The following is a 26359-nucleotide window of genomic DNA, read 5'->3' on the forward strand; positions in this document are numbered from 1 at the left end:
GAGAGGAGTCGAGAGATGAGCAAAGAAGGTCATTTGAGCTTGGACGATTTCATCTTCATCGGTCGAACTTACGACGAATACGTGCGCATGTTTGACTTGAGAGAGGCGGACATAGCGGGTAAACGGATCCTCGATTGCCCTGGTGGAGCCTGCTCCTTCGCAGCCCATGCATCGTCGCTGGGAACTGAAGTTATGGCGGCAGATGTGTTGTATGAGCTTGACGGGCCAGTGCTGCTTGCAAAAGGGGCGGCAGACCTACAAAGGCTCCGCAAGGGCATGGCCGGTGCAAAAGAGGACTACGTATGGGATGAGTTTTGCAACGTGGATGGGCTCATTCAGACCCGGCAAAACGCATTGGCAGATTTCATCAAAGATTATCAAGGGAATCGGCAACGGTATATTGCGGCTACGCTGCCGCATCTCCCGTTTGCAGATAATCAGTTCGATATCGTTCTCTCTGCACATTTTCTCTTTTGCTATGCTGAAATCATCGGGTTTGATCTTCATCTCGCCACCGTGAAAGAACTGCTGCGGGTTACCGAGAATGAGGTTCGCATTTTCCCACTTGTGAGCAACGGCGGGGTAGTGTATCCATTTTTGTCCGAATTATTGGCTGAACTGGAGTTGCTCGGCCACAGAGCGGAGGTTATCGCTGTACCGTATCAATTTCAGCGTGGTGCCAGTGAGATGTTGCGCATCAGCAAACGAAAGGGCGGAGCGGTCGAGTGAAAGCGTTCCTATTCGATCTGGATGGCACATTGCATGACAGTGAAAGCCTTGGAAGTAAGGCATACAGTGTTGCAATTCAAACAGTTCTCGGTCGGAAGCTGTCAGAGGAAGAACGGATACAGTTGATGGGCAAGCCTTTCTCCGTCCTAAGCGAGTTGTTTCCAGGACAGGAGGGTCTCATCGTCGAACAGACACTTTCATTCTATGAGCAGCGAAATCACGAGATAGAGGCCTACCCCGGCGTGTCAGAAGTGCTTGAGCACTTGAAAGCCAGAAATTATCGAATGGGAGTGGTCACTTCAAAGTTGAAGCGTAATGCTCTCAAGGAACTGCGTTGCACAGGATTGATAGACAACTTTGAAGTGATTCTCACACAGGAGGATACCGTGGTTCACAAACCCGATCCGCTACCATTGCTTGTTGCCGCCCAAAAGATGGGACTCACTCCGGCTGAGTGTTTCTATATCGGGGATCAACCGACAGATATTGAGGCATCGAATGCGGCAGGAATGCGGAGTATAGCGGCACTATGGGGAGAAGGGCAGTTGAGCAGGATGTCCCCATTCCAGCCGGAATTCATCGCCCAAACACCAGCGGATGTCTTCACAATTGTTATGGAGGATTAGCCATGGAAGTATACGATTCAATCGGCAGGTCATATAGTGCAACTCGCCATGCAGACTCAAGAATTGTTCAGCGACTGATCACGCTGCTTAATCTGCCTGCCGGTGCAACCGTAGCTGACATCGGCGCAGGAACAGGTAACTACAGCGTGGAATTAGCGGTTCATGGTTACAACGTGATCGCAGTTGAACCGTCCGCCATGATGCGGAACCAGGGAAGGACTCATACAAACCTCCATTGGATGGCGGGCATTGCAGAAAAACTCCCGCTTCAGGACAATTCCGTTGATGGCGTAATCAGTACGCTGACGATTCATCATTTTTCAGATGTCGAAACAAGCTTCAAGGAAATGATCCGGGTGGTTCGTCCCGGCGGGCCGATCGTTCTTTTCGTGTCAGATCCTCGTCTATGCCAAAACGAATGTTGGTTGGTCGACTATTTCCACCCCATCTTCACGCAATCCTACGAAGTCTATCCAGAACTGCAACATCTGGTTGAAACATTAGCACAAGTGAGCGGTTGTCAGGTTCAAATCGAAACGTTTCTGTTGCCGCCAGATATGGAAGACAGGTTCTTCATGACAGGGTGGAGGCATCCACAATTGTATCTCGATCCGCTGTTTCGGCAGGGTGTTTCTCCGTTGGCCAATGCGCCCGTTGAGCTGGTAGAACGTTGCGTGAGGCGCCTGAGGTACGACTTGGCGGCAGGAATATGGCAGGGAAAGTATGGGGGGACACTGAACCAGTCTGAATATGATGGCGGATATCGATTTTTGATCGCTCAAAATGGATGAATCGGTCCTGGGGCAGAAGACTTGCATTCCGACTTTTCTAAGCTACACAGTGTGGTTGAGCCAGGGTGAATAGGGGAAGACTGCGTTGCCGAGTGTGACAGTGGTGCCATACGATCCCGATTGGAGCCGGATTTTTGAATTGGTTTTGAACCAAATCAGCCCGGTCTTGTCTGACATCGCAAGTGAGATAGAGCACGTAGGTAGCACGTCGGTTCCGGGGCTTGCGGCCAAGCCAATTGTAGACGTGGATGTTGCGGTAGCGAATCGAGATGATGTGTATATTGCAATTCGCAGACTGGCGGGGATCGGGTATATCCACGAAGGCGATCTGGGGGTTGAAGGGCGGGAAGCCTTTATTCCCCCTATTGGATTACCTCAGCATCATTTGTACGTTTGTACGGTTGATAATGCAGAGTATGAGCGGGATATTCTGTTCCGGGACTATTTGCGAAACCATCCGGAGGAAACCAAACGGTATGGTGAGCTGAAACTTGAGTTGGCCCATCAATTCCCGAATGATCGAGTTTCGTACACGACCGGCAAAAGCGATTTCGTGAACGAGATACTCAAACGGGCGGGGTGGCAACGCAAATGATTCAGTTCGTCCGCCCTACAATTCAGCAAGGACTTTCTGATAGTGATACTGTGTCTTGGTTCTCTCGTATCCTAGTTTCGGATAGAAGTGATGTGATTCGGGGCGCTCAGACCCGGATCTGAGTCGCACGACTCGATACCCATTTTCCAGTGACCACTGTTCAGCCTTCAGCATCAACAAGCGGCCTACGCCATGTTGCCGATGTTGATGGTCAACTACGATACCTCGAATCTCGGCGTAGGGCGGAGAACTGAGCGAATGGATGCCCTGAACATGGATCCATCCCATAACGGCAGAAGTGCCTATAGCGACGAAGAGCTGGTGCTCTGGAAACCGGTTCAAACACTGGAACCGTTCCCCGACTTCCTCGGGACGAGCGGGATAACCAAACTGCTCGCACAGTAGCGTAACCTGCCCAATATCTTGCGATTCCATCTTTCGAATCTCCATTCGACCACTCCTCAAACTTTGATTTCTCCTCTGGGTTCGTGTTTCCTCTAGGCGTTGCTGATCGAGCCTTGGATGAACAGGTCTAACGGCAGGAAATGTATGGAGAGGTATGGAAAGAGTCTGCGAACATGACAACTTCAAAATGACCACCGATCCGTGAACGAGCGTCTCAAGGAGATGTTACAGATGAACGACTTGAGATATCCTATTGGGACATACGAGCCAAGCTCCGAATTGACAATCGAAGACAGACAAGTGTTGATCCGAGAGGTTGAGACGCAACCTAGCCTGCTTCGACAGATTGTTGAGCCATTGACAAGTGAACAACTTGATACGCCGTATCGTCCCGGAGGTTGGACCGTGCAACAAGTAGTTCATCATCTGGCGGATAACAACATGAATGCGTACATTCGGTTCAAGAGGGGTCTGACCGAAGATGCCCCGAGTTCGCCGCCTTATCGAGAGGATCTATGGGCTGAACTCCCCGACTATCGGCTGTTGTCGGTGGGGGAGTCCTTGGTGCTACTGAACGTACTGCAAAAGCGCTTTGTGGTGTTACTGTCCTCATTGGAACCACAAGAATTTCGCCGTACTTTGAATCATTCGTTCCTGGGGCAGATTACGCTCGACGGAGCATTACATCGGTTTGTTTGGCACAACCGACATCACATTTTACAGATAACGAGCTTGTGCGAGCGGATGGGGTGGTGAATCTGACAGTTTCTAATATGACTTCGACCTGATTTGAATTTTGATCGTATCTTTTGACCCAGTTGGTTCGTCATGTAGAAGACGAATGCGAAAGGGTGGATGTTTGTGCAATCACTTCAAAAAGGGGCACGGAATTTACGAAATGAATTTGAGGAACTCATTGTCCAGTTTCGCCCGGACTTATGGAAGTATTGTCTGTATTTAACCCGTTCCCCGTGGGACGCTGAAGATTTGTCACAAGACACTATCATCAAAGCGTTTTCTCACATGTCGCACCTCTATCAAGTCGTAAACCTCAAGTCCTACCTCTTCCGGATTGCAAGCAATCTCTGGATAGACTGGTGTCGCCGTGCCAAGCGATTCCAGCAGACTAGCGCAGCTCTCGAGGAATCTTTGCTTCCTTCGACCGAAGTAGACCAGCTTGATGTATTGGATTCTATAGAGGTATTGATTCGATATCTACCTCCCAAGCAGCGAATTGCGGTGTTGTTGGCGGATGTGTTCGAGTTCAGACTTCGGGAAACGGCAGACATGCTCTCGACGACGGAGGGGGCAATCAAAGCTGCACTGTCTCGGGCTCGTTCAACGCTCCGCAGCAGTTCCCTCGAGGAACCAAAGACTGCGGTCAAAATGAAAGTTCCGTCCCCCCTTATCGATGCATACTTGAGAGCGTTCAATGAGCGAGATCCTGATGCCATTGCTGCGTTACTAAACGAAAATGCAGTCGCAGATATCGTTGGAGTGTCGCAAGAATACGGAAGAGACACCATTCGAAGTAACTCTTTGGCCGATTGGGTACGGGATCCTGTTCCTAGCCGTGCTGTTTACCTCGAACTGGACGGTACATCCTTCGTCGCCGTCTACTCAGTACGGGATGGTCAAGATGTCCTAGAAACGTTGATCCGGCTTGATGAAACTGACGGTCTGATCACCTATACGAACGAATACTACTTCTGTCCGGAACTGTTGATCTGGGTGGCTCACCTGCTATATGTAGAAGCCGATACGCATGGTTATTTCTGGGGTGACCGAGGTGAAGAATGATTCCGGTAGTGTTCAGGATATTTTCGGAAGAATTATGGTAGAGCCGGTGTGAGTTCGCCTACGCACGATCAAACAGGGATGTGGTTATAGTATTTGCGTTCTGCCGAGGAGGAATGGATATGAACAATCCACTGAAAACCTCGTTACGGAACATGCTGAGGGAGGCATTCGAAGGCCCAGCTAATCCGAAGCAGACTTGGTTCACAAATAATGAACCGAATTCAGGGTTTTTCGGGGTGTTGGACGAGCTGTCTGCCAACGAAGCTTCAACATTCGTTTATGGAACCACATTGGCTGCGCACGCCAATCACGTTCGCTATCACATCTCGGGAACCAATGAGCTATTAAAGAGCGGCCAATATCCAGAAATGAACTGGGTGAAGAGTTGGGCCACGACCTCTGTTACTGAGCAGCGCTGGAACAAAATTCGGGAAGAGCTGCGAAGCGAATATTCAACACTCATGGAGGCGTTCGACGGTATTCAGTGGAATGAGCAACTTTCCAATGAAGTCTTGGCCTCGTTGGCTCATTCAACCTATCATCTTGGAGCCATACAGCAGATGTTGAAAGTTGTAAAGCACGATTAAACCGTAGAGTTCTGGCCGCCAAGACAGTCCTTAAAACAAATCTCACCAGGGGAAATTTTGTAGTACGTGTGCCTCCCTCTCATTACGTGGCGAGAATGGCAGCTTTGCTCAATGAGAAGATTCGTTGCGAAGAGTCATTTATACGAAACAGCGAGAGAAGGCTTGTATCAAGCGGACAGCCTTCTCCCTCTTTCTGTCCTGTAGACATTCCGGTTCTGACATTCAGTTATCTTTGCTATTGTCAAAAATTCGCACTGGGTTTCCGGCAGGATCCACGAAGACTGCATAGCGCCCAGGTGGAATGTCCGCCGGTGCCTGAACAAAACTGATACTTTCCTGGTGTTCACTATAGAATTCATCCACACTGGGAACTTCGAAAAATCCTCCTGACTTCGAGTTTGCATCATCTTGATCTAAGAGAAGTCCAATTTCACTGCCTGGAATACGAAGACAAATTGTCAAATCACGTTCTCGCCAAACCTCCTCCCATCCAAAGTGATCCCGATCAAACCTTGCGGCTTCGACTGCGTTCGGTACTGGGTAAAACAAGAATCTTAGTTTCAACGAAGAACCCTCCTTGGTGTGTACGTAAATGATTTACGGAAAGCATAAGTCCTTTACGAAACAATGTCAATGGGATAGAATGAGGGCATGGACTGGATACCTACACCCGGCAGCGCAAAGGGTCGCCTGGTCTTGGCGGCTTTAGATGAATTCTCCACTCATGGATTCGATGGCGTGAATGTGGTGGAATTGACCAAACACATCGGCCTGACGACAGGGGTGCTTTACCACCACTTTGGATCAAAGACAGGACTGTACAACTTTGTCCGTGAGGAATTAGAGCGTCGTGTTGTGGATCGAATGGAAGGAGCGTTTGAGGCCCTGCGGGAGGACGACATACATCAAGCCATTTCAAAGGCAACGCTTGTGGGATTTGATGCTGCCGTGAAACTAAATGCGTGTAGAATCTTTTCGGAAACTCCGCAAGTAGGGGCGCTTGATTTAGTTGCAGGTTTATTTACAGATATTTGCGATGAGCAGCGTTCCGGGCTTGGGGCCATCGTGTTGGCATGCTGGAGGGCTGCACTCTGTTCAGTCGCAGACGGATTAGAGACGGCCACAGCACGGGAAGCGTTAGAATGGATATTTACGAAGCAGGAAACAAAGCCCGGTGTCGGAACGAATGACGATTTTTAAGGAAGATGAGTGTGCTGATATTGAGCTTGCAGATTAGCCTTACTTCCCTCGGTGGATGTTAGGCTTTTTACATTGTGGAGAAATGGATTAAATTTTTGAGGGTATGTGATAGGATTTTTACAACAAATCGTGTGCGTTGGAGGTTGGGGACTTGGTTGCAGAGAGGGGAACCGTGGAAGAGTTTTGCCATTTACATGATGCTTACATATCTGACTGGGGCCGGGCAATGGAGACAGGTGATACGGAACAAATCGAGCATTTCTATTCGGAGGCATACTTTGTTACCTTCCTTGGGAAACCAGGCACAAAACCGAACATTGAGGGCAGAGTGACGGCTGTAGACGGCATGCGTCAATCCGTAGCGGCGCTCCGAGGTGCAGTAAAACGATTTGATGGAAGAATCGTCAGAGTTCGGAACGCACAGAGCGTCGTGGTCTTTTACGAACTCATCATTGAACGAGACGGCGCAGCATTGGCTCACATGTTTACCGTCGAAGATTGGCGGTTGTTCGCACATGGCTGGCAAATCGAAAGGGAAATGGTAGAGGTTGTATAGGGGGCGTGTAAGTCTTCCATGAGCCTTCAACTTCCGAAATGGATTGCGTGCCGCAGAGTGAGAAATGAAGAACGTTACCAAGGAGGAACGAAGGGATGAATGTTCTGGAGCAATTTATTTCAGTACACGATCAAATGCTTGATATGCTCGGCAAGGCGTACACGTCGGGAGACATTTCAAAGGTCAGGCTGTCTTTCTACGAAACGTATCATGGATATTTTGGCACCCCTGGCGCAGACAAGGCTGAACCATATGGAGCTGAAGAAGCGATCGCCGGTATTCTCAAAACGGGACAGGCAATGCCGGGTGTTCGTCAGGAGTGTACGAATCGACACGTGCAAATGTCTGGCGACAATGAAGCAGTCGTGCTTTATGAGAAATCTATGCATTATGACTCGGGAGTGGCACGTGCCTACGTCATGGAAGTATGGCGGCGTGTAAATGATAGTTGGAAGATCGTTAGAGAGGTCGTAGAAACGATTCGGTGACGCTCGATGTCCAAGAGAATGGGTGGCCGTCAGAGCCTATAGCATATCAGAGGTGGAACACTTATGACGATACTCGAGGCAAAGCAAGCTGTTACGGATTTCCGTGGTCTCATGAACCAGGGGCGTGTAGCTGAAACGAACGCCTTAGTTACTGATGATTTCTTTGCCGTCTTTTCTCTTGGTAAGCCCAGCGAATTCGAGACCTATGATGCAGTTCAATATCGACAGGGGAAAGTGGACGCAAAGGAATACTATGCTGGCAAGACTCCTCATTGGGGGTACACCGATCTGAGTTGGGGTATGAGGGACAATTCGGAGTTTGTCATATCATCAACCTTAGACTTCACGTTGAACGGTGAATTGATCATGAAGGCATTGGTAACGGAGGTTTATCGGTTAGACGGTGGACGCTGGAAACTTTTACGGCAATACATGGAGAAGTACCGCCCAGACAACTCAAGTGGGTCCGAATCGGAATGCCAGCCTCTTCCTTGCGGTGACACTACCTCTTCTGCCAATGTTGGCACATTGCACCACGTCGAAATCAACGTATCGAACCTTCAACGGTCATTGGAGTTTTGGGGTTGGCTGTTGGAGTACCTCGGCTATGAACCCTTTCAAAACTGGCCGGAAGGACGGAGTTGGCGAAAGGGCGAGACATATCTGGTATTCGTGCAGACCGAATCTCATTACTCGGACGTGGAATTTCACAGAAAGCGGACAGGGTTGAATCATCTTGCCTTTCATGCGGATTCCCGTACTCAAGTGGACGAGCTAACAATTTTGCTTCGGGCCAAAGGGATTCCGATTTTGTACGAGGACCGACATCCACATGCAGGTGGTCCAGACCATTATGCCGTGTTCTTTGAGGATCGAGATCGGATGAAGGTCGAGATAGTTGCGCCATGAATGTGCATGGTGAGTACGAGCACCATTTGTGGAGGTTGTTGCAGTCGACTGGCTGGTTTATGCAAGCTCTGCGTGTGTTACGAACATGCAACCCGCCAGATTGGTTGGTCGGTGGCGGCGTCATTCGTACGCTGGTATGGGATTGGTTACACGATTATTCCAAGCCGACACCGCTCAATGATGTCGATTTGGCGTTTTTTGATCCCACTGACCTACGATCGGAGAGAGACTTGGAGATTGAACGAGATCTCTACCATCTCATGCCAGATATTCCTTGGCAGGCAAAGAACCAGGCAGCGGTTCACCTCTGGTACGAACGAAAGTTTGGGTTTCCTGTTGAGCCCCTAATGTCAAGCGCAGACGGGGTGGGTACTTGGCCGGAAACAGCGACAAGCGTCGCAGTCCGTCTTCTCGACAATGACGATTTGTTGATTGTTGCACCGTGCGGATTGAGCGATCTGTTTGAGCTCGTATGTCGTAGGAATACCCGCCGGGTGACCCAACAGATCTTCGAGAAGCGCCTCGCCGACAAACATATCGTGCAGACATGGCCGAAGGTAAGAGTCATCCATGATGAGCAGTGGGAGGGTCCGAGTTGCTGACACTATTTCGCTATAACTGGCAGGTTCGAGACGAATGGTTTGATTGGTGTGACGGTGTTCCTCCGGGCGAGCTCACACGCCAACGCAAGGGTGGAGTAGGCAGTATCCTGCGAACCCTGTTTCACATTGTGGATGTGGAGCAGGCGTGGATCCTTCAAGGATTGCAAGGGAAGCCCGAATTCCACTACTGCTACGAGGACTACCACTCACTAAATGCAGTACGGGAACTGTCAGTCACCTGCCATCCAAAGATAAAAGAATTCGTTGAGAGCTGGTCAGACGACATCGAAGATCGCAAACTGGATGATTTCACATACGGCGAAGTTCTTCGTCACGTTATCACTCATGAAATTCACCACATGGGTCAACTATCGGTGTGGGCAAGGGAAGTCGGCATGGAGCCCGTATCGGCGAATTTGATTGGTAGAAAGCTGGTGTGAGATCACGACCACGATGAATGAAGTGTTTGAACCATTATACCAAATCCGCTTTGAATGGGGGCTGGAGGGTGGAGGGGCTTCAATGCCTAGCTCCCAAGTTGGACATTGTAGTCATCGTGGATGTCCTCTCTTTCACGACTGCTGTCAGCGTTGCGGTGGAGAGAGGAGCGACCGTGTACCCATATCGATGGGCAGATGACTCAGCAGCCTCTTTTGCGGAGAGCAAGGCTGCCATACTTCTTGGCAGGCGTGAGGAGAGAGGTCTGTCCCTTTCACCTGCATCATTGGCACATGTTGAATCTGGCCAACGACTTGTCATGCCGTCCCCAAATGGTTCGATGCTTTCGTTTGTCGCAGCTTCATTCGGAAAACAGGTGATTGCTGGAAGTCTCCGCAATGCCAAGGCGGCTGCGGACACCATACGGGAACAGGGCCACTTGTCGCCAGAGGCGAAGATGGCCGTGGCTGCGTTCCGAGCCGTTGAAGCTGACTTAAACGCTACCCTCATGGACTGCATATCTGGCCGGGAACTGGTCGCACGAGGCTTCAAGAATGACGTTGAGATTGCAAGCCGCCTGAACGAGGGTGCTGGTGTTCCAATGTTGGTCGATGGTGCATACACAGTCGAGAAACTCACGGGGGCATGAAATGACGGAGCTACATGGAACTCATGTGATTCTAAGAAACATTGCCGAAGCCGACTTGGCGGCGTTGTGGCAGATGATTTATGGCGATGAGTCGCCCGAGTGGAAGAAGTGGGATGCGCCGTATTATCCACTCGAGCGGATCGACTTGGAGCAGTACAGGCAGCAGATGACCGAACGCCTGACGGCCGATGGTGGTGTTCCCAGCCGTCTGGGATATCATCGGAACCGTCTCCTACTACTGGGAACACCAACCGTCGCTATGGACGGAAGTCGGAATTGTTATCTACAAACCGGCGTATTGGAACGGCGGATATGGCACGGAAGCTCTAAAGTTCTGGATTGATCATCTCTTCACATCAATGCCACTCGTGCGGATTGGGTTGGCAACGTGGTCCGGAAATCATCGGATGATCCGCTGCGCCGAGAAACTGGGTATGCAAATAGAAGCTCGGATTCGCAAGGCAAGGCTATACGATGGTGTTTATTACGACTCCATTCGTATGGGAGTGCTACGAGAACTGTGGGAAAAAAGAGCATGAATAAAGGCGTAGGTGAACTCGGGGAGGATGATAAAGTGCGACAAATCATTGCCATGGGTGGCGGCGGATTCTCAATGGAACCGGATAATCCGTTACTTGACCAATACGTTCTTCGCCAGTCGCATAAAGCCTGTCCAAAGGTTTGCTTTGTTCCAACGGCCAGCGGTGACGCTGACGGATACGTCGAACGCTTTTATGCCTCATTCCAAAAACTCAACTGTGTACCATCGCATTTGTCCTTGTTTCGTCCGCCGACCAACGATTTGGAATCGTTCGTCTTGGAGAAAGACGTTATCTACGTGGGTGGCGGCAATACGAAGAATCTCCTTGCTCTATGGCAGGACTGGGGGTTGGACGGTATTTTGCGATCCGCTTGGGAGTCAGGAACCGTCTTAGCAGGCGTGAGTGCGGGATCGATTTGCTGGTTTGAGGAAGGCATCACAGATTCGTTCGGCACGAAGCTGGACCGGTTATCATGCTTAGGCTTCTTACCAGGTTCCAACTGTCCACATTACGACGGGGAATCCGAACGGCGTCCGACGTTCCATCGTTTGCTTCAAGATGGGAGGATTGGACCTGGACTGGCTGCGGATGATGGTGTGGCGTTCCACTTCGTTGGTAATGAATTGAAGGTGACCGTCAGCTCTCGACCGGACGCTCGAGGATATCGATTGTCAATGGGGGAGAACGGTGTGCTAGAAGAGGAGGTTGTACCAGAGTACCTCAGAGAGATGCGATGAAAGAGAGCCACCACGGAGGGAGGTACGGTATAATAGACATCCGTATCTTGACGGCAATGGATGCATCCGCATATCGGGATCTTCGGATTCAAGCCCTCAGAACGAATCCCGAGGCGTTCGCAACCACATACGAGGATTACCTATCAAGATCCACCGAGCAAGTGGCCTTACAGCTTGAACCGGATACTGAACACTTCACACTCGGCGCATTCAGAGAAGATAGGTCTGATGAACTTGTCGGGACCGCAACACTTGTGCGGGAGCGCTCACCCAAGATGCACCATATTGCCAACGTTGTCGCCATGTATGTAGCGCCGGATGCTCGGCGGCAGGGTGTCGGTCGGCACTTGCTAACCGAAGTCATTCGCAGGGCAAGGCAGCTTGACGGACTGGATCAATTAAGGCTGTGTGTCATCCAGGACAACGATGCAGCGACACGCCTGTATCGGTCCGTGGGATTTCAGACCTATGGTGTTGAACCGAATGCGCTCAAGGCAGCGGAGGGATCCTGGGATGAGGTTCATATGGTCTTGCCGCTAAGAGGCGAGGGGCAGGCTCCGTTCTACGAAACGAAAGGCTTCAGCCATGTGACCATCAACGTATCCAACTTGGAGCCATCTCTTCGGTTCTACACCGGGACACTTGGCATGAAGCTGGTTCATCAAGGGCGACAGGACGCCTACCTCGAGTGGGGAACGGCATGGATCTGCCTGCAAGAGCGGCCAGAGTTGATGTCGCAGCAGTTCCAGCTCGGCGTGGACCATGTGGCGCTGTATGTCACTCCAGCCGAGTTTCACTCGATGGTGGAACTGCTTCTGGAAGCCAATACCCCGATTGTGCGAGGTCCCGTTGAACGTGGCGGCGGCTGGATCGTCAACTTTCTTGATCCCGACGGTACACAGCTTGAGTTTCACACGGGCACCCTGACGGAGCGAATGAAGGTATGGAAGTGAGCGAAGGAGCACAGTCGGTTGGGCGGGCAGCTCAGTCTCTTCGCTCTTCCCTGACCTCGAGATGAACTATATCTCATTACTCGGTGAAGGCTGGGATAGCGTTGCGTATCTGGTCAACGATAGCATCGTCGTCCGGGTTCCCAGGCGACCGGCAGTGGGACAGCAGATGGAAAAGGAAGTTCGGGTGACTCGAAGCGATTCGACCATACTTTAGCCTTCGGATCCCGTTCATCGAATGGGTCGGCCAGCCACAGGGGGACTTCGCTGTTTCAGCGATCGGATACCGGAAGCTGTCGGGCACACCGCTTCCGGCGATTGAACCGGGAACGGCGAGAGACAGTGCGCTTCGACAGGTTGGCCGATCACTAGGTATGTCCTTAGAGAGTGGATATGAGATGCACACCAAATTCGTCTGCACTTTTCATGTGGGCGCCCCGAGACACGAGTGTAAGATGTCTCGCTTTGGCTGTTGCCAAAATCAGGGCATCAGGTGTTTTCAGTCTTCGCTGCCGGCGAAACCCTGCCGCCATACGTGCAATTTCGGAATCCACAGCGATGCATTTTGCTGGAGAAAACATAGATTCAGCTATCTGCACTTTAACTGGTTCTAACTTTGAAAAGACTTCACATTCTGTGATGGTCGAGAAATACACCGGCTGTTTGCTTTCAATCAAGAATTTCTTCACCTGTTGTTCACCAGCTAAAGCGGCAATCAAAATATTGGTATCGAAGAGAAAACCGGAAGAGATTTCTAGTTCCACTCGTCGTTCCGCTCCCTTCGCACCTCATCTATGATTCTGGCAGCATCTTGCTCAGATAAGATCCCCATAGCATCAAGAATGTGTTGGTTGTCTGGAATTCCGGCCATTTCTTCGGGTTCTTCAACTTCGAAACTTTCAGCTTCAATATCCACTACAATTTTACGAGTAGAGATGTTGTTTCTTTTCAGAAATTCCTTCAAACGTTGAACAAGTTCCGGGTCTAGTTTATTCGGCATTCCCATTGCAGATAGCTCCCTCCACCAATGTTTGTCTCTATTGTACCGCATGTTTTCGTTTTCTCCGTAATAGATCAAACGCCTATTTGAGGTCTTTTCGTCTAAGACATAGCCACTCTTCTATGATGCGATCCGTGAACGTTCGCAGTCCTGCTTCCCAGCCGCCTGGGCTGTTAACACTGTTGTCGCCCGTCGATCGAAACCAGGGCACATCCACGTCGTTCATAACACTCGTCGGGATGGCGTAACGGGTTCACTTTTGAGGTGCAAAGTATAGAAAGGACACTCTAAATGACATGAAAAAAGTTTCCGGGAGGTGAACATGCAGGTATGGATGGCGATATAGACACTGAAATCTTCCCACCAACAGGAGAAGACGAGCATCGGTGGCTTGGAGCAATCGATGAGGCGAGACGTATCAAACCGTCGATCCCGCTCATCGGCGATTACGGCATCAAGATCCACGATGAGATGGAACTGGCGAAGTCCTTGGAAGGTGGTATGCTGTATGATGGAACTTGAGACGGGTCGGCTGCTTCTTCGTCCCTACACAATGGACGACCTCGACTTCTTCGCCAGCCTATGGGAAGACCCTGAAGTTGTGAGATACATCGGCGAGGGTGTAACGAGAACCCGAGCAGAAGCCGAAGACAGGCTGCGACGTATCATGGACGGGTATGCGTCCGGATACGGACTCCTGGCGATGTGGCACACGCAGAATCGCAGGTTGGTCGGGCATGCCGGCTTGGTGCGGCAAGAGGTAGATGGCAAGAGCGAGATCGAGCTGGGGTACTGGCTCGCTCGTGACTCTTGGGGGCATGGCTTGGCTACGGAGGCGGCGGTGGCGTTGCGGGATCATGCGTTTAATGACATCAGCCTTCATCGCATCATCTCATTGATCCAGCCGGCGAATGCAGCATCCATCGCCGTGGCGGAGCGGGTCGGGATGAAGCTCGAACGAGAAGCCACTTTCAAGGGACAGGCGGTATGCGTGTATTCGATGCTCCCAGAAGCCCACCGTTCCAACAACAGTTCACATTCTGGCCTATCATGTAACTAGTAGGCAAGAACAGGAGGTTACGAGCGTGATCCATCGTCCAATCTAAGCCACCTCAGGGGCATCGCCCCGTAATCGGACAACGAACGGCTCCCGATGCGGGGCCTCTGAGGTGATAACAATGAAATATGGCCGAATTCTTCGGCAACGGGACTTCCTTCTCATGACCGCTGGTACAGGCCTCTCTACGCTGGGTGACCAGATCGGCTGGCTCGCTGTCTTGTGGCTTGTGATGACCTTGAGCGGATGGTCTGCGCAGATGGGGCTGGCCGGACTCTGTTACGGTCTCCCGAGTGTCGTAGCCGGGATGTTCGCCGGCGTGTTGGTCGACCGATCCCCGGCATTGCGGCTCATGGTGCTCGATAACGTGGGGCAGGGACTGCTGTTCGTTGCGATCCCGCTGTTGTACTGGATGCACGTGCTCCCGTTTTGGCTGCTGTGTGTGCTCCTGGTCTGCGCTGGCACGCTTAGCCCGTTGACGTTGGTCGGGGCCATGGCGACCGTACCGGATCTTGTGCCGGCAGAGCTGCTGTCAAAAGCCAATGCCTGGGACGAGACCCTGTGGCAGGGCGCCTATCTGGCAGGGCCGCTTCGCTCATGGCTTCTGGCTTTCGGTGCTGCTGATGTTGAGCGCCGGTCTGTGTTTTGGCCCGTATGCGCCGCTTGCTCGTTTTGATGATGTCTGAGCCGCTACGCTTGCATAAATATCGTTTATGGCGATATAATCGTTGTTGCATATGGCTGTGGAGGTGTTCCCTGTGCGTACTGAAGAACTCGCCGAGCAGATATCCGTTGCATTTTCGAAAGTCTATTTTCACTGTCATCCGACTTTTGATATTGAGTTGTCCCATCAGGCTGTACGGGCGTTACAATTTGTTCAGATGAACGGACAAGCAACGATTCAACAAATAGCTGACCACCTGGCATGCGCTCAAAATACGGCTTCGGAGATCGTTCGCCGCCTTCGGCAGAAGGGACTCGCCGAAAAACGTCGGCGTAGCGACGATGAGCGAGTGGTAGAGGTGTACCTGACCGACGCTGGACTTCGGGCGGTACTCCAGAACACAGGGCTCGATGTGGAACACCTCAGTGCCCAGTTGGCGCAGGTGTCGGCCGAGGATCGTGATCGGATTGAACAAGGGCTGTTGCTGCTTCTAAAGGCCGTCGGGGGTGACGGAGAGTGATTGCGACAATCGTCAAGGTCCTGGTATCGGCCCTGATTGTGACGGTGGTGACTGCCATATCGAAGCAACATCCTGGAATCGGTGGATGGATTGCAGCACTGCCCATCGTTAGCATCTTGTCTGCTGCTTGGTTGGTGGCAGGGCATCAGCCCTCTGCGGAAGTGTCCGGATTTCTCGTTGGCGTGGTAAAGGGGCTTGTACCAACTGCAATCCTGTTACTGGTCGTGGTCATGTTTCTCCGGCGAGGGTGGCCTTTCACAGGAGCCCTTGGGTTGGCGGTCATAACTTGGGGAGCGAGCTCATTTATGCTACAGAGAATGGGGTTCTAAGGACGGAGGAGATAGAGATATCCGACTCTAGTCGGAGGCGAAACTCCTTCTGACAGCCGATGCCGTCCGGGATTCACAGCCAATGCCGCACGGAGTTGATTGATGAGACAATCAACTTGCAGATATTGAACCGCCTGTTTTCGACGGTTGCCGGGGTGACCAACATCAAATACCAATTCCCGCTTTCTCCCACAGGTTGCTGTCGGTCCGTTCCTCGGTGCGCTTGCCGATCGATGGAACCGCAAACGCATGATGCAGGCGTGCAGCGTGATTCAAGCCATGCTGACCGGCGTATTGATTGCATCTGACGCAAAGGGTGCGGTGATGCGGTCAGCGGATCGCTATCTTGAGGCGCTGAAAAGGACCGAAGAACGCTGATATATCGATTTTGTAAATCAGGATGCTGAAAATGGAGGCGTGAAGGATGATCGAGGGTTCTTCCATCTATTTCAACGATCCGGATGGGAATTTACTTGAGTTCATCACACCACTCGGTCTACTTCTCGGACCCGGACGGACATGCACTGGAACTGATCTCTGTACTCGGTGACGAACCGCAGCCAAAACTCGGTGTCCTTTCGTGGTCCAAGTGGCAGGAGTCCATAACGAACGAGTGAGTTAGAGGGAGGCAGGAGAAATGGATCTCGGACTTGTGTATCTGGACTGTGCGCTGGAGAATTTCCGGAATACGAAGAGAACGGCTGAGCGGGCGATGGAGCAACTGAATCTTGAAGAGTTGCACTGGGCTCCCGATGAGGAGTCGAACAGCATTGCACGTATCGTGAAACACATGGCCGGCAACATGATGTCGAGATGGACCGACTTTCTCACAACGGACGGGGAAAAGGCGACCCGCAATCGGGACGAAGAGTTCGAGGGAGGGTACGGATCCCGTGTAGAGATGACGGCCGCTTGGGAAGCGGGATGGAAGAAACTTTTTGAGGCGATTGGCTCACTTGGCCCAGAGGACCTGCTAAAGACCGTGACCATCCGTTCGGAGCCGCACTCCGTTGTCAAGGCGATTGAGCGACAGGTGTACCACCTCTCATACCATACGGGCCAGATCGTCTACCTGGCCAAGCAAATTCGGGGAGCGAATTGGGAGACGCTGACCATTCCCCGTGGCGAGTCAAAGGAGTATCTGAAGAACATGGAGAATCACTTTGGCGAGAAGGGGTCATAAGGGACGGTGCATGACCGGGATTTGAATGAGTGGTACGCACAGTTATCAACAGGAGGTTGTGGATAACTCCGAACGTTGGCTTATGAAAGCGCTGCGTAGGGAGGGAGACTTGTGCGAGAGGATATGAAGATTCTGCAAGACAAAGAAGTTCGATTGCGGCCCTTCCGAGGCGAATGTGACGTTGATGCTTCCACCACTTGGTATCAGGAACCGGAAGTCCTGCGTTACTCCGAGGGCGAAGGTACAGAACCGTACGATCGGGGAACTATTGAGCGAATGTACCACTTTTTGTCCGAGCACGGGGAGCTTTATATCATCGAAGTGTGGGAGAATGGGGTATGGCACCCCATTGGAGATGTCACGTTATGTCCGGACATGATCCCGATTGTTATCGGTGAGGCTCAGTATCGTGGTCACGGAATTGGGCGACGAGTAATTAAGCTGCTGATGGAGCGAGCAAATGCACGGGGGCGGGAACGGATTGTCGTGAGCAAGATCTATAGCTACAACAAACGAAGCAGACGGATGTTTGAGTCGCTCGGATTTCACTGTGCGGGGTCGTTCATTGATAACAAAGGACGATCTTGTATTAAGATGGAATTGATCTTGGGCTCGAACAAAGGGGAGTGATTCCGATGCGGGCAACAGAACTTGCTGCCCTGAACTTGACCGAGGTACGGAGAAGAAGCGGTCTCGTTTGGCGTTCAATACCTGACTCATGGTTATCATGGAAACCAGATGACGCAGCCATGTCGATGGGGGAAGTAATTCGTCATGTGTGGACGTCGCAAGTTTACTACCACGAGGCTCTGAAGTGCGGCGGCTCTGTTCCAGACTATCGTGAGCCACACGAAGGACACCCAGTCAGAGGCGTGGAGGAAGAATTATCGCTATCCCAACGTTACTTTGAGCGATTCCTAGACTACGTAGGTGGTTTATCCGACGATGAGTTGGCCACTCGTATGATTGACCGATCGAATGTTGGGTACATTCGGAGTGTCGGCGACATGCTGGCCAGAATTGCATATCATGAGTCTGTCCATACAGGGCAACTGCTGCAATACATGCGAATGGCGGGGGTGGAACGCCCGCAGATATGGGATTAGGTGCGGCCATTGTGGCGGCCAATCATGTCCTCCACCATGATGCGAATACCACATGCTCGTTCGTGTCCAAATCAAGCCTCCTAACCAGTCCGACCCTTTCGGCTACCTTCATAGACGAAAGGTTGGTTGGCCGGGTTCGTGCGATTACAGGTAACTCTGGAAAGTATTCCTGTGCGACTTCTATAGCCTCAGAGGCAACTTCTGTCGCATACCCCTTGCCCCAGGCTGCCGGACCGTACCGGTAGTACAGGTTCAATACTTGCCGTCCCGACCATTCCATAACCCTTACGCCGCTAACGCCAATGACTTGTGCCCCGTCGAGTTCCGTGACACGCCAATATCCGATTCCATCGTCAGCCCAATCCCGAATCCACCCTGTGATACGTTCCTTTGCCTCGACTAAATCTTTCATCGGACCGGCGGGGTTATGCCGATTCGTCTCTGGATTGCCGTGAATGGCGAAAACATCCGCAGAATCATCAAGTCGTGGGATGCGAAGGACAAGGCGATTGGTTTGGATGCATCCAAATGGGGAAGGCGTGGAGATTTTGAAATCATCGGTCACGGTATTTTCCTCCCAATCAAATCGGCATAGAACTCCTATTGCAAAGTTCCGCTACCGTACTAGACGGTATAAGCTTTGCTGGTGCCGTGCGGAATGGACTCGCTGCCATGGAATCTTTCGAAGCCGTGTGTTTCTTTGACATGTATCTTAACATTTAGTATATCAAACTCAATGAAGTGATTTTCAGATACGATTCACGAGCACGACGCACTTTCTGATACCGAGATTGGATGATTGGATACCCGCTGTGAGACCTCGCCACCGATGAATTACACTTAGCTCGTCAATCTAGGGAGAGGGGATCCTGTCATGCACTCATTCTACGGTATCGATCACGTTCAACTCGCTGGCCCCGCCGGTTGCGAGGATGAGGCACGCCGCTTCTTCGGCGACATTCTCAGTATGGAGGAGATTGAAAAGCCGGAAGCGTTGAAGCGAAACGGTGGCGTCTGGTTTCGCTGCGGAAGTAATCAGGTTCATATCGGGATCGACAAAAACTTCGTCCCGGCGAAAAAGGCGCATCCGGCGATTCATGTGCAGAATTTGGCGGCGTTGAAGGAACGGATCGTCAGCCATGGCATCCACGTTCAGGATGACGAACTGCTGCCCGGTTCGGATCGATTCTACGTGGATGATCCATTCGGCAATCGGCTCGAGCTCCTTGAGTGGAGGGAATGATAGGCTTGCCCATCAACTTCCATGACGAGAAGAATCGCCACTTGTACGCAAGCCGTAGCGCTGATGAGACTTGGACAAATACAGATTGATCAATCAATCTATGGACGAGGAGAGGATGGCTTGAAATCGTATGATGAGGTGTATGTGGGTGACGGCTATTACTGGGGGACGGATCCAAATTCACTATGCAGGAGTGTAGTTGAGGCCATGAGCCCTCGTGGTACGACGGGGATGAAAGTGATTGATCTCGGGTGCGGAGAGGGGAAAGACGTCCTCCACTTTGCGAAACACGGCATGGTGCCGACAGCGGTGGACATTGCCCTGCCCGGATTAAACAAGGCGGAGCAATGGGCGGCGAGAGAAGGGGTATCCATACATACCGTCCAGGCGGATTTGGGCCGATACCGCCTCTCCGAAATGTTTGACGTGGTGTACTCCAGCGGCAGTCTCACCTATATTCCACCGCATCTGCGGGAAGAGGCGTTTGAGAACTACAGACAGTGGACGAATCCGGGGGGGCTCAACGCATTCAATGCTTTTGTGGAAAAGCCCTTCATTGAAACGCCTCCGGACTGGGGAGAAGACGAACATTTTAATCGGTCTGGCGATTTACTTCGGTTCTACTGGGATTGGGAGATCCTTTCATTTTCCGAGGTGATCTTTGATTGCGATTCGAGTGGCGTACCGCACCAACATGCCATGGATGTGATGATTGCCCGAAAACCTATGGTTTGATACGGGACCCGGATGTTCGCAATCATCGTCCCCAGCGCCCCTGGGTGATATATGTGATAATCTGAGAGCAACCGAATAGACCTTCAGGGCAGGGTGAGGCCGCTGTGATCAATGGCCAATTCCCGATCGGTGGTGATGCAGCAGCGTCTGATGAGCCCACGAGCCCATAGGTTATCGTCGCTTTTGCGAGGATAACCAAAGGCAGCAGCGGGTGAGAATCCCCTGCCGACGGTATAGTCCGGATAGAAGAAGGTTTTGCAAACGGAGTGAGCGGTTCTTCGCCCGAATCGTTCGGTGATAGATGAAACGCTTCTTCGGCGTTGCAATTGGATCCCTGAAGAGTCTCCAGATAGGAGGCTCGTTTTGTTTACTGTTGCGATTTTCCTCGTTGTCTCATCTGGTTTGTTGCACGCCGTGTGGAATCTATTTGCGAAGCAGAGTTTGAACAAAGTCGTGTTCCTTTGGTCGATCCAGTGGGCGGCTGTGTTTTTGTATCTGCCTTGGGCGCTGACGGCCGTTTGGAATCACAACATACCGTTCCGAGGATGCCTGTTTCTCGTGGTCACCGCCGCTTTACACGGTTTCTACGTGATCCTGCTGTCCAAAACGTATAGCGCCGGTGATCTCTCACAGGTGTATCCGTTGATGCGTGGTGTAAGTCCACTATTGGTGCCGATCCTCGGAGTATCTGTCCTTGGCGAGAAACTGTCGGCATTAGGTTGGTTAGGCGTAGCTTGTGTGGTAGTCGGTATCTGGATTCTTGGGGACTGGAGATTTGGCCGTGGTGCCAGACAAACACAGATGTCCGCAAGAGGAACCTGGCTTGCCTTGGCGGTCGGATTGTCGATTACGGCTTATACTACGTTCGACAAGATCACGCTGCATTACTTTCCGGCCGTAACACTAAACGACGCTAGCAACCTCGGAAACTTGATCGTCCTGTCATGGTTGGCCATTCGGTCGGGAGCCATCAAGGCAGAATGGCGAGCCAATTGGAGGACGATACTCCTTGGCGGCATCATTTCGCCGGGTGGATACCTCCTCTTTTTGTTGGCGCTTCATATGGCTCCAGTAGCACAAATGGCTCCAATGCGGGAAATCGGGACTGTGTTCGGTACAATACTGGGGGTTGTGGTGCTGAGAGAAGCACAAGGGACACGAAGGATTGCCGCAGCGGGGCTGATAACGTCCGGGGTGATTTTACTTGGCACTTTTGGATAATGACAGAAGAAGATTTAATAAAGGAGCAGGGCTGGATAGGTGGGGTGAAACTTGAGACTACAGTCAAAGGGAATCTACCTGCGTCTGTTGAACCTGGATGACGCTCGAGATTTGCTTGATCTCCGGGTTCGCAACCGGGCATTCTTGCAGCCATGGGAACCGATACAATCCGACGACCATTTCACCCTGGCAAGGCAAACAGATGTGATCGAGAAGGCGATTGCCAACTGGGGATCAGGGTCAGGATACGCATTCGGGATCTTTCTCGTCGATACGGACGATCTTATTGGCCGAGTGAACCTGAGTAATGTGGTTCGAGGGGCCTGGGAAAGCTGCAGGATCGGCTACTTTCTGGACCAGCCATACAATGGTCGTGGATATATGACGGAAGCTGTGCGATTGGCAGTGCGGTTCGCTTTTGATGAAGCAAATCTGCACCGGGTTCAAGCTGCCGTGATGCCCCGCAACAAGTGATCGATTCGAGTGCTGGAGAAGGTTGGATTCCGTTATGAAGGATATGCCGAATACCACTTGAAGATCAGCGGCGTTTGGGAACGTCACAATATCTACAGCATCACACGGGAGAACTGGTGAGAGTCGACGAAGGATGGATGATCTGATGATGAATGAATACCTGAGCTTCGAGGGTTTGCCTGAACCCGGATGCTGGAACGGTCTTTGCCGCTTGCATGACAGCATCTTCACAGGTCAGGGGTCGAGTACCCTATCGCAAGAATTGAAGAAGAGATCCTGTTGTCTCGTCCAAGTGGCGATGGCGGCCGATGTCGTCGTAGGCTACAAGATTGGTTATGAGGATCGCACGCACCGTTTCTACAGTTGGCTTGGCGGCGTTGATCCAGCGTTTCGTGGTCGGGGCATTGCGTCCGAGTTGATGCGGCGCCAGCATGAATGGTGTCGTGATCACGGCTATCACGCCATCCGAACGCACACGAAGAACAAATGGCGAGACATGCTGATTCTGAACATACGGCACGGATTCGATGTAATTGGGACGTACACTGACGGGAAAGGAGAATCGAAGATCATTTTAGAGAAGCGATTAGGATAAATCATCATCGCAGTACGGTAACACCCGATTCCGCTGCCCATCTTTTGATGGCAAGCGGAATATGCTGTCGGTCTCGCTTGAGCAGCGTCACAATGATCGGCATCCTTTTATGACGAACAGTCAAAACAATTCGACGCCCGTCCCAGGATACCGATTCAATTTCGAATTTGTTGTAGTGGGTTTTGCCAATTTGGATCCCATCAGGGCGCAGAACGATCCAATGTGGTATCCAACGATTGCTACCGAAGAGCACCCACCATACACAAATTACATAGAACCCTACGACAGCACATGTAATCCAGATCCCTTTCGGCAAGAACGACTCGACGCCGACTCCCAGAAAGATCAGTATCGCAGGCACGAACGACACGCTAGGATGGTGAGACCGAAATCTGCATTCGGTATCATCGGGCATAAAGGCACCCTCTTTTGGGTCATTGATGGCTCCATGAGTCTCGAGGCTGATATCATCATTGTATAGGAATCACGAACAAGGATGACGGCCAATGGTCTGGCTGCCATGAAGAGTTGATGCTGTTGCAACCATCGAAGAGGGCAAAATTCGCTGATAAAGTTGAAGAGACGGGCCGCTTGAACGAGCGTCCAAGTTGAATCGGGTGATAAAGGTAATGGGGAAAGGCGGCTCTCGTTGGTTCCAAGTGCGGATTACAAGAAGTCCTTCGCTATTGTTGGCCATCATTTTGAACTTGTTTGTGTCCATGGTGGCTAATCGGATCCCTGATGATATCGCCGTCGGCCTGTCGTGCTGCTCCGGAGTTATGCTGATATGGTCCTCAATGGGTGCGTTTTGGCTATTGCCAATGAGAGTGAACGTCGATGGCATCCGTGTAGGTGTGCGAGTGTATCGGCCGACGCAGATCAGGTCGTTGTTCGTGGCGGAAACCAAGCGATACATCATGATCAGGACCGGGGATGGATTGTTGGGTAGCCAGTATATCTATGTTCGCAAGCAGGACTGGGACGCCGTGAAGGGGGCAGTGTTGAAGTGGGCGAAGACAAACGGGATTCGGACGTGGTGAATCGTACAGATAAGAGTCCGTTTCGGGGTGCATGACGAAAGTGCAGCTACTGTGTAACTATTGGTGAAACTGGCTGTGGCTCCTCTGCACTACAAAAATTACGATTTTACAAGGGAAGGTGACCACGATAAATCAACAGGATCGCTGGAACGAAAAATACACCAATCGGGGCCGAAACTTGTTCCAACCGGAGGAGTTCCATGTTCAACGGGTACATCTCTTGCGTACGGGATCGGTGCTGGATGTCGCTTGTGGGGACGGCAGGCATGCAATATTCCTGGCCCGACGTGGATTCTCTGTAACGGGAGTTGACTTTTCGAAGCAGGGTCTAAAGCGTCTCGAATAATGACAGCGAACGAAGGGGTGCATGTGAGGGCTCATCATCGTGACCTGAACGCAGAAGGCGCACTCGTTGGTATGGGAGTATTTAACAATATCATCGTCATCCATTTCAAGCCCAAGATACATACCTTCAACGAAATGGCTAACATTCTTCGATCTGATGGCAGTTTGCTCATGACCTCCTTCAACACGAGGCAACATGAAGAGAAAGGATTCCGCAAAGATTTCTGCTATACCGAGGGCGAGTACGTTGATGTGAATGAAACCCTTGAACTGGTGGAGTACACCGCCTACGACGACATACGTGGTTATTTTGATGGGTACGTTTTTCGCAAGAAATAGAGACCATCGAGGAGAGGTGGACCTAACGATTCCTTTCGACTGGTCGATCCGCCGATCTCGATACCTTCCCTAGACGCCCTCCAGCATGAGCAATCTTGCCTTCATATCCACACCGCCACGATATCCGGTGAGATTCCCACTCTTTCCAATCACTCGATGGCACGGCACCACAATCGGGATCGGGTTGGCCCCATTCGTTGCTCCCACGGCTCTGACAGCAGTGGGATTCCCAATGCTTTCGCCAATCTGCGAATAGCTCCGTGTTGCGCCAAACGGGATGTCGAGCAGCGTACGCCAGACACGGATTTGAAACGGCGTACCCCTCAGGTCCAACGGGACAGAAAAATCCTTTCGCTGTCCTGATAGATACTCTTCGATTTGCTCGATATATGGCCGGAGTTTAACCGGATCCCGAACTAGATCGGAACCAGGTGCGTGTTTCTTGCACCACTGCTGCAACGCATCAAACTTCTCGTTGGGCAACGTGATGCGGCAAATCCCCCTATCTGTCGCTGCCACATGGAAGGTCCATTCATCGTATTCAAACCTGTCCCAATAAACAAATGGCGGCTCTGGTGTCATTTTGCCACGGCTCCCTTTCGAATTTGAGTCTCCGCCTGCTCCCGGTACTCCGTTGGTGTATGCCCCGTCTTTCGTTGAAAAACGGTCGAGAAGTGCGCTGCACTCCGAAACCCCACTGCAAGGGCGATGTCGGTTATCGTATGCTGGGGGTTCGTGCAAATCATTTCCTTCGCTGCCTCGATGCGTTTGTGAACCACATAATCAGCCAGCGTGATCCCGGTCGAGCGTTTGAATACCCGGTGCAAATGATACGGGCTGATGGTCAACTCAGATGCCAGGATGTCCAACGTCAATGGTTCTTGATAGCGTTGGTGAATGACCTGTTTCGCAGCCTGCACAAGTTCTTCGTGCGGCGCCAGGCGATGTTCGGCTGGTCGGCATCGTTTGCAGGGTCGAAAGCCGGCCGTCAACGCTTCGTCGACGCTTGAAAAGATCCGAACGTTTTCCGGGATCGGAGTACGTGAGTGGCAGGACGGTCGGCAGAATATTCCTGTCGTGATCACGCCGTAGAAGAACTCTCCATCGAACGTGGTTTCGCAGTTGACGATTGCGTGCCAAAGCGTCTCGTTCACGTCCTTCACCTCCTACTGCCACTATACCCCCAACGCATCTCGGAAGTAAGCATCTGGGAATATGACAGCAAGATCACGAAAGCCAGCACGACCGACGTCGTGATACATAAAGATTACGCCTAGTTACACCAGGGAAGGAGGCTGGAATCCGGTGGGTTCCTCACTCCGCTTGGTAGGAAGGCTCAACATTCGGCGGAAGCATTGGGCGAAACTTGATTGGCGAGGAGAGCACAACCGAGGTGTTCACTCGTCCAAACGGAATTAGGCGATCCACTAAGGACTCCAAGCCAGCCATTGAAGAGACGGCAGCCTTCATGTAGTAGCTGACCGAACCGGTGATTCTATGGCACTCGATGACATCGAGATCGTTGGCAACGAAATCTTCGAATTTGCGACATGGGACGTTGAGTTCGCCGACTTGGATCAGAACCAGGACATCACGACCAACGCCTGAAGGAGAAACTTGGGCGGCAAAGCCCGTGATGACATTTTGCTCTTCCAACCGGCGGAGACGTTCGGTCACACTGGGGCGACTGAGATTCAACGCTTTCGACAAGTCGCTGAGGGTCATTCGCCCGTCCGCCTGAAGCAGTTCCAAAAGTCGAATATCAATGTGGTCCATGAACGTCACCTTCACTATGCAGGATAAGAAATCCATATAGGTTCGGATTGATGGGAATAACCCGGATATGGATTCATGATTGCATGTGATTCTAGCGGATAAACCTTTATTCTGTCTACACACAACAG

General features: G+C 51.6%; 41 protein-coding genes, 2 pseudogenes and 1 riboswitch. Of the genes and pseudogenes, 35 read left to right on the forward strand and 8 right to left on the reverse strand.

Annotated features, from left to right (window positions below):
- Positions 1 to 15: 15 nt before the first annotated feature.
- The 4 genes from JC200_RS20710 (at position 16) to JC200_RS20725 (ending at position 2741) form a co-directional block, all read left to right on the forward strand.
- Positions 16 to 729, forward strand: a complete 714-nt coding sequence (locus JC200_RS20710) for a methyltransferase domain-containing protein (RefSeq protein WP_274433607.1) — start codon at positions 16 to 18, stop codon at positions 727 to 729.
- Positions 726 to 1355 (forward strand): HAD family hydrolase, encoded by a 630-nt coding sequence (locus tag JC200_RS20715; RefSeq protein ID WP_274433608.1) that lies wholly within the window; start codon positions 726 to 728, stop codon positions 1353 to 1355. The genes JC200_RS20710 and JC200_RS20715 overlap by 4 nt, the downstream gene beginning before the upstream one ends.
- 2 nt (positions 1356 to 1357) lie before the next feature.
- A complete protein-coding gene (locus JC200_RS20720) occupies positions 1358 to 2146 on the forward strand; it encodes a class I SAM-dependent methyltransferase (RefSeq protein ID WP_274433609.1) in 789 nt (262 codons plus the stop codon).
- Positions 2147 to 2240: 94 nt separating this feature from the next.
- Complete coding sequence (locus tag JC200_RS20725) at positions 2241 to 2741, forward strand: GrpB family protein (RefSeq protein ID WP_274436616.1); 501 nt, start codon at positions 2241 to 2243, stop codon at positions 2739 to 2741.
- 15 nt (positions 2742 to 2756) lie between these two features.
- Here JC200_RS20725 and JC200_RS20730 read toward each other — a convergent pair whose 3' ends face one another.
- The gene (locus tag JC200_RS20730; protein WP_274433610.1) at positions 2757 to 3191 is read right to left on the reverse strand and encodes a GNAT family N-acetyltransferase; all 435 of its coding nucleotides are present in this window, start codon (positions 3189 to 3191) and stop codon (positions 2757 to 2759) included.
- Between the two features lie 186 nt (positions 3192 to 3377).
- Between JC200_RS20730 and JC200_RS20735 the strand changes: the two genes are divergently transcribed.
- The 3 genes from JC200_RS20735 to JC200_RS20745 all read left to right on the forward strand — a co-directional run bounded on the left by JC200_RS20735 (position 3378) and on the right by JC200_RS20745 (position 5533).
- Positions 3378 to 3902: a YfiT family bacillithiol transferase gene (locus JC200_RS20735; RefSeq protein ID WP_274433611.1), complete on the forward strand. Its 525-nt coding sequence runs from the start codon at positions 3378 to 3380 to the stop codon at positions 3900 to 3902.
- Between the two features lie 105 nt (positions 3903 to 4007).
- Entirely contained in the window at positions 4008 to 4946 is a 939-nt protein-coding gene (locus JC200_RS20740) for a sigma-70 family RNA polymerase sigma factor (RefSeq protein ID WP_274433612.1), read from the forward strand.
- A gap of 119 nt (positions 4947 to 5065) precedes the next feature.
- Positions 5066 to 5533, forward strand: a complete 468-nt coding sequence (locus JC200_RS20745; RefSeq protein ID WP_274433613.1) for a hypothetical protein — start codon at positions 5066 to 5068, stop codon at positions 5531 to 5533.
- Positions 5534 to 5755: 222 nt separating this feature from the next.
- Here JC200_RS20745 and JC200_RS20750 read toward each other — a convergent pair whose 3' ends face one another.
- Entirely contained in the window at positions 5756 to 6097 is a 342-nt protein-coding gene (locus JC200_RS20750) for a VOC family protein (RefSeq protein WP_274433614.1), read from the reverse strand.
- Between the two features lie 132 nt (positions 6098 to 6229).
- Between JC200_RS20750 and JC200_RS20755 the strand changes: the two genes are divergently transcribed.
- From JC200_RS20755 to JC200_RS20805, 11 genes and pseudogenes are all read left to right on the forward strand, one after another.
- Entirely contained in the window at positions 6230 to 6733 is a 504-nt protein-coding gene (locus JC200_RS20755; protein WP_274433615.1) for a TetR/AcrR family transcriptional regulator, read from the forward strand.
- A gap of 151 nt (positions 6734 to 6884) precedes the next feature.
- Positions 6885 to 7289, forward strand: coding sequence for a hypothetical protein (locus tag JC200_RS20760; protein WP_274433616.1), 405 nt, complete (start codon positions 6885 to 6887; stop codon positions 7287 to 7289).
- 95 nt (positions 7290 to 7384) lie between these two features.
- Entirely contained in the window at positions 7385 to 7777 is a 393-nt protein-coding gene (locus tag JC200_RS20765; protein ID WP_274433617.1) for a hypothetical protein, read from the forward strand.
- A 528-nt stretch (positions 7778 to 8305) separates the two neighbouring features.
- A complete protein-coding gene (locus JC200_RS20770) occupies positions 8306 to 8686 on the forward strand; it encodes a VOC family protein (RefSeq protein ID WP_274436617.1) in 381 nt (126 codons plus the stop codon).
- Positions 8683 to 9288, forward strand: coding sequence for a nucleotidyltransferase family protein (locus JC200_RS20775; RefSeq protein WP_274433618.1), 606 nt, complete (start codon positions 8683 to 8685; stop codon positions 9286 to 9288). Before JC200_RS20770 ends, JC200_RS20775 begins: the two co-directional genes overlap by 4 nt.
- Entirely contained in the window at positions 9282 to 9728 is a 447-nt protein-coding gene (locus JC200_RS20780; RefSeq protein ID WP_274433619.1) for a DinB family protein, read from the forward strand. The genes JC200_RS20775 and JC200_RS20780 overlap by 7 nt, the downstream gene beginning before the upstream one ends.
- Before the next feature lie 68 nt (positions 9729 to 9796).
- A complete protein-coding gene (locus JC200_RS20785) occupies positions 9797 to 10375 on the forward strand; it encodes a 2-phosphosulfolactate phosphatase (RefSeq protein ID WP_274433620.1) in 579 nt (192 codons plus the stop codon).
- A gap of 1 nt (position 10376) precedes the next feature.
- Positions 10377 to 10914, forward strand: a pseudogene (locus JC200_RS20790) (GNAT family N-acetyltransferase).
- Positions 10915 to 10949: 35 nt separating this feature from the next.
- Positions 10950 to 11654, forward strand: coding sequence for a Type 1 glutamine amidotransferase-like domain-containing protein (locus tag JC200_RS20795; RefSeq protein WP_274433621.1), 705 nt, complete (start codon positions 10950 to 10952; stop codon positions 11652 to 11654).
- Positions 11651 to 12160: pseudogene (locus tag JC200_RS20800) on the forward strand (GNAT family N-acetyltransferase); the annotation flags it as partial. The gene JC200_RS20795 and the pseudogene JC200_RS20800, both read left to right, overlap by 4 nt.
- An 18-nt stretch (positions 12161 to 12178) precedes the next feature.
- Positions 12179 to 12607 carry a VOC family protein gene (locus JC200_RS20805; protein WP_274436618.1) on the forward strand — a complete coding sequence of 143 codons (429 nt, stop codon included), beginning with the start codon at positions 12179 to 12181 and terminating at the stop codon, positions 12605 to 12607.
- Positions 12608 to 12984: 377 nt separating this feature from the next.
- Here JC200_RS20805 and JC200_RS20810 read toward each other — a convergent pair whose 3' ends face one another.
- Positions 12985 to 13368 carry a type II toxin-antitoxin system VapC family toxin gene (locus JC200_RS20810; RefSeq protein ID WP_274433622.1) on the reverse strand — a complete coding sequence of 128 codons (384 nt, stop codon included), beginning with the start codon at positions 13366 to 13368 and terminating at the stop codon, positions 12985 to 12987.
- Positions 13359 to 13610 carry a hypothetical protein gene (locus JC200_RS20815; RefSeq protein ID WP_274433623.1) on the reverse strand — a complete coding sequence of 84 codons (252 nt, stop codon included), beginning with the start codon at positions 13608 to 13610 and terminating at the stop codon, positions 13359 to 13361. Before JC200_RS20815 ends, JC200_RS20810 begins: the two co-directional genes overlap by 10 nt.
- Positions 13611 to 13934: 324 nt before the next feature.
- Here JC200_RS20815 and JC200_RS20820 point away from each other — a divergent pair, with 324 nt between their 5' ends.
- The 9 genes from JC200_RS20820 (at position 13935) to JC200_RS20860 (ending at position 18463) form a co-directional block, all read left to right on the forward strand.
- Positions 13935 to 14126, forward strand: a complete 192-nt coding sequence (locus JC200_RS20820; RefSeq protein WP_274433624.1) for a hypothetical protein — start codon at positions 13935 to 13937, stop codon at positions 14124 to 14126.
- Positions 14113 to 14664, forward strand: a complete 552-nt coding sequence (locus JC200_RS20825; protein ID WP_274433625.1) for a GNAT family N-acetyltransferase — start codon at positions 14113 to 14115, stop codon at positions 14662 to 14664. The genes JC200_RS20820 and JC200_RS20825 overlap by 14 nt, the downstream gene beginning before the upstream one ends.
- A 118-nt stretch (positions 14665 to 14782) precedes the next feature.
- Positions 14783 to 15337 carry an MFS transporter gene (locus JC200_RS20830; RefSeq protein ID WP_274433626.1) on the forward strand — a complete coding sequence of 185 codons (555 nt, stop codon included), beginning with the start codon at positions 14783 to 14785 and terminating at the stop codon, positions 15335 to 15337.
- 82 nt (positions 15338 to 15419) lie between these two features.
- The gene (locus tag JC200_RS20835) at positions 15420 to 15845 is read left to right on the forward strand and encodes a MarR family winged helix-turn-helix transcriptional regulator (RefSeq protein ID WP_274433627.1); all 426 of its coding nucleotides are present in this window, start codon (positions 15420 to 15422) and stop codon (positions 15843 to 15845) included.
- On the forward strand, positions 15842 to 16174 hold the full coding sequence (locus JC200_RS20840; RefSeq protein ID WP_274433628.1) for a DUF3147 family protein: 333 nt from the start codon (positions 15842 to 15844) through the stop codon (positions 16172 to 16174). The genes JC200_RS20835 and JC200_RS20840 overlap by 4 nt, the downstream gene beginning before the upstream one ends.
- Positions 16175 to 16647: 473 nt before the next feature.
- Positions 16648 to 16791 (forward strand): hypothetical protein, encoded by a 144-nt coding sequence (locus tag JC200_RS20845; RefSeq protein ID WP_274433629.1) that lies wholly within the window; start codon positions 16648 to 16650, stop codon positions 16789 to 16791.
- A gap of 20 nt (positions 16792 to 16811) precedes the next feature.
- Positions 16812 to 17357: a DUF1572 family protein gene (locus JC200_RS20850; RefSeq protein WP_274433630.1), complete on the forward strand. Its 546-nt coding sequence runs from the start codon at positions 16812 to 16814 to the stop codon at positions 17355 to 17357.
- Between the two features lie 111 nt (positions 17358 to 17468).
- Positions 17469 to 17987 carry a GNAT family N-acetyltransferase gene (locus JC200_RS20855; RefSeq protein WP_274433631.1) on the forward strand — a complete coding sequence of 173 codons (519 nt, stop codon included), beginning with the start codon at positions 17469 to 17471 and terminating at the stop codon, positions 17985 to 17987.
- Between the two features lie 5 nt (positions 17988 to 17992).
- Positions 17993 to 18463, forward strand: coding sequence for a DinB family protein (locus tag JC200_RS20860; protein WP_274433632.1), 471 nt, complete (start codon positions 17993 to 17995; stop codon positions 18461 to 18463).
- 22 nt (positions 18464 to 18485) lie between these two features.
- Here the strand turns inward: JC200_RS20860 and JC200_RS20865 are convergent, their stop codons facing one another.
- Complete coding sequence (locus tag JC200_RS20865; RefSeq protein ID WP_274433633.1) at positions 18486 to 19028, reverse strand: GNAT family N-acetyltransferase; 543 nt, start codon at positions 19026 to 19028, stop codon at positions 18486 to 18488.
- Between the two features lie 309 nt (positions 19029 to 19337).
- On the opposite strand from JC200_RS20865, the gene JC200_RS20870 reads away from it, so the two are divergent.
- From JC200_RS20870 to JC200_RS20900, 8 genes are all read left to right on the forward strand, one after another.
- Positions 19338 to 19706 carry a VOC family protein gene (locus JC200_RS20870; RefSeq protein ID WP_274433634.1) on the forward strand — a complete coding sequence of 123 codons (369 nt, stop codon included), beginning with the start codon at positions 19338 to 19340 and terminating at the stop codon, positions 19704 to 19706.
- Between the two features lie 120 nt (positions 19707 to 19826).
- A complete protein-coding gene (locus JC200_RS20875; protein ID WP_274433635.1) occupies positions 19827 to 20441 on the forward strand; it encodes a class I SAM-dependent methyltransferase in 615 nt (204 codons plus the stop codon).
- 75 nt (positions 20442 to 20516) lie between these two features.
- Positions 20517 to 20699, forward strand: a riboswitch (FMN riboswitch).
- Between the two features lie 105 nt (positions 20700 to 20804).
- Positions 20805 to 21662, forward strand: coding sequence for a DMT family transporter (locus tag JC200_RS20880; protein ID WP_274433636.1), 858 nt, complete (start codon positions 20805 to 20807; stop codon positions 21660 to 21662).
- 51 nt (positions 21663 to 21713) lie between these two features.
- Positions 21714 to 22136: a GNAT family N-acetyltransferase gene (locus JC200_RS20885; RefSeq protein WP_338000185.1), complete on the forward strand. Its 423-nt coding sequence runs from the start codon at positions 21714 to 21716 to the stop codon at positions 22134 to 22136.
- Between the two features lie 145 nt (positions 22137 to 22281).
- Complete coding sequence (locus JC200_RS20890; RefSeq protein WP_274433637.1) at positions 22282 to 22731, forward strand: GNAT family N-acetyltransferase; 450 nt, start codon at positions 22282 to 22284, stop codon at positions 22729 to 22731.
- A gap of 629 nt (positions 22732 to 23360) precedes the next feature.
- Positions 23361 to 23771: a hypothetical protein gene (locus tag JC200_RS20895; protein ID WP_274433638.1), complete on the forward strand. Its 411-nt coding sequence runs from the start codon at positions 23361 to 23363 to the stop codon at positions 23769 to 23771.
- A 118-nt stretch (positions 23772 to 23889) separates the two neighbouring features.
- Positions 23890 to 24117 carry a class I SAM-dependent methyltransferase gene (locus JC200_RS24590; protein WP_443111851.1) on the forward strand — a complete coding sequence of 76 codons (228 nt, stop codon included), beginning with the start codon at positions 23890 to 23892 and terminating at the stop codon, positions 24115 to 24117.
- On the forward strand, positions 24117 to 24455 hold the full coding sequence (locus tag JC200_RS20900) for a hypothetical protein (RefSeq protein ID WP_274433639.1): 339 nt from the start codon (positions 24117 to 24119) through the stop codon (positions 24453 to 24455). Before JC200_RS24590 ends, JC200_RS20900 begins: the two co-directional genes overlap by 1 nt.
- 69 nt (positions 24456 to 24524) lie before the next feature.
- On the opposite strand, the gene JC200_RS20905 is transcribed toward JC200_RS20900, so the two are convergent.
- The 3 genes from JC200_RS20905 to JC200_RS20915 all read right to left on the reverse strand — a co-directional run bounded on the left by JC200_RS20905 (position 24525) and on the right by JC200_RS20915 (position 26231).
- Positions 24525 to 25037: a methylated-DNA--[protein]-cysteine S-methyltransferase gene (locus tag JC200_RS20905; RefSeq protein WP_274433640.1), complete on the reverse strand. Its 513-nt coding sequence runs from the start codon at positions 25035 to 25037 to the stop codon at positions 24525 to 24527.
- Positions 25034 to 25609, reverse strand: a complete 576-nt coding sequence (locus JC200_RS20910; protein WP_274433641.1) for a bifunctional transcriptional activator/DNA repair enzyme AdaA — start codon at positions 25607 to 25609, stop codon at positions 25034 to 25036. Before JC200_RS20910 ends, JC200_RS20905 begins: the two co-directional genes overlap by 4 nt.
- A 160-nt stretch (positions 25610 to 25769) precedes the next feature.
- Positions 25770 to 26231 carry an Lrp/AsnC family transcriptional regulator gene (locus JC200_RS20915; RefSeq protein ID WP_274433642.1) on the reverse strand — a complete coding sequence of 154 codons (462 nt, stop codon included), beginning with the start codon at positions 26229 to 26231 and terminating at the stop codon, positions 25770 to 25772.
- Positions 26232 to 26359 lie beyond the last annotated feature (128 nt).

The organism is Alicyclobacillus sp. ALC3 (assembly GCF_028751195.1).
In the GTDB taxonomy this organism is placed as follows: domain Bacteria; phylum Bacillota; class Bacilli; order Alicyclobacillales; family Alicyclobacillaceae; genus Alicyclobacillus_L.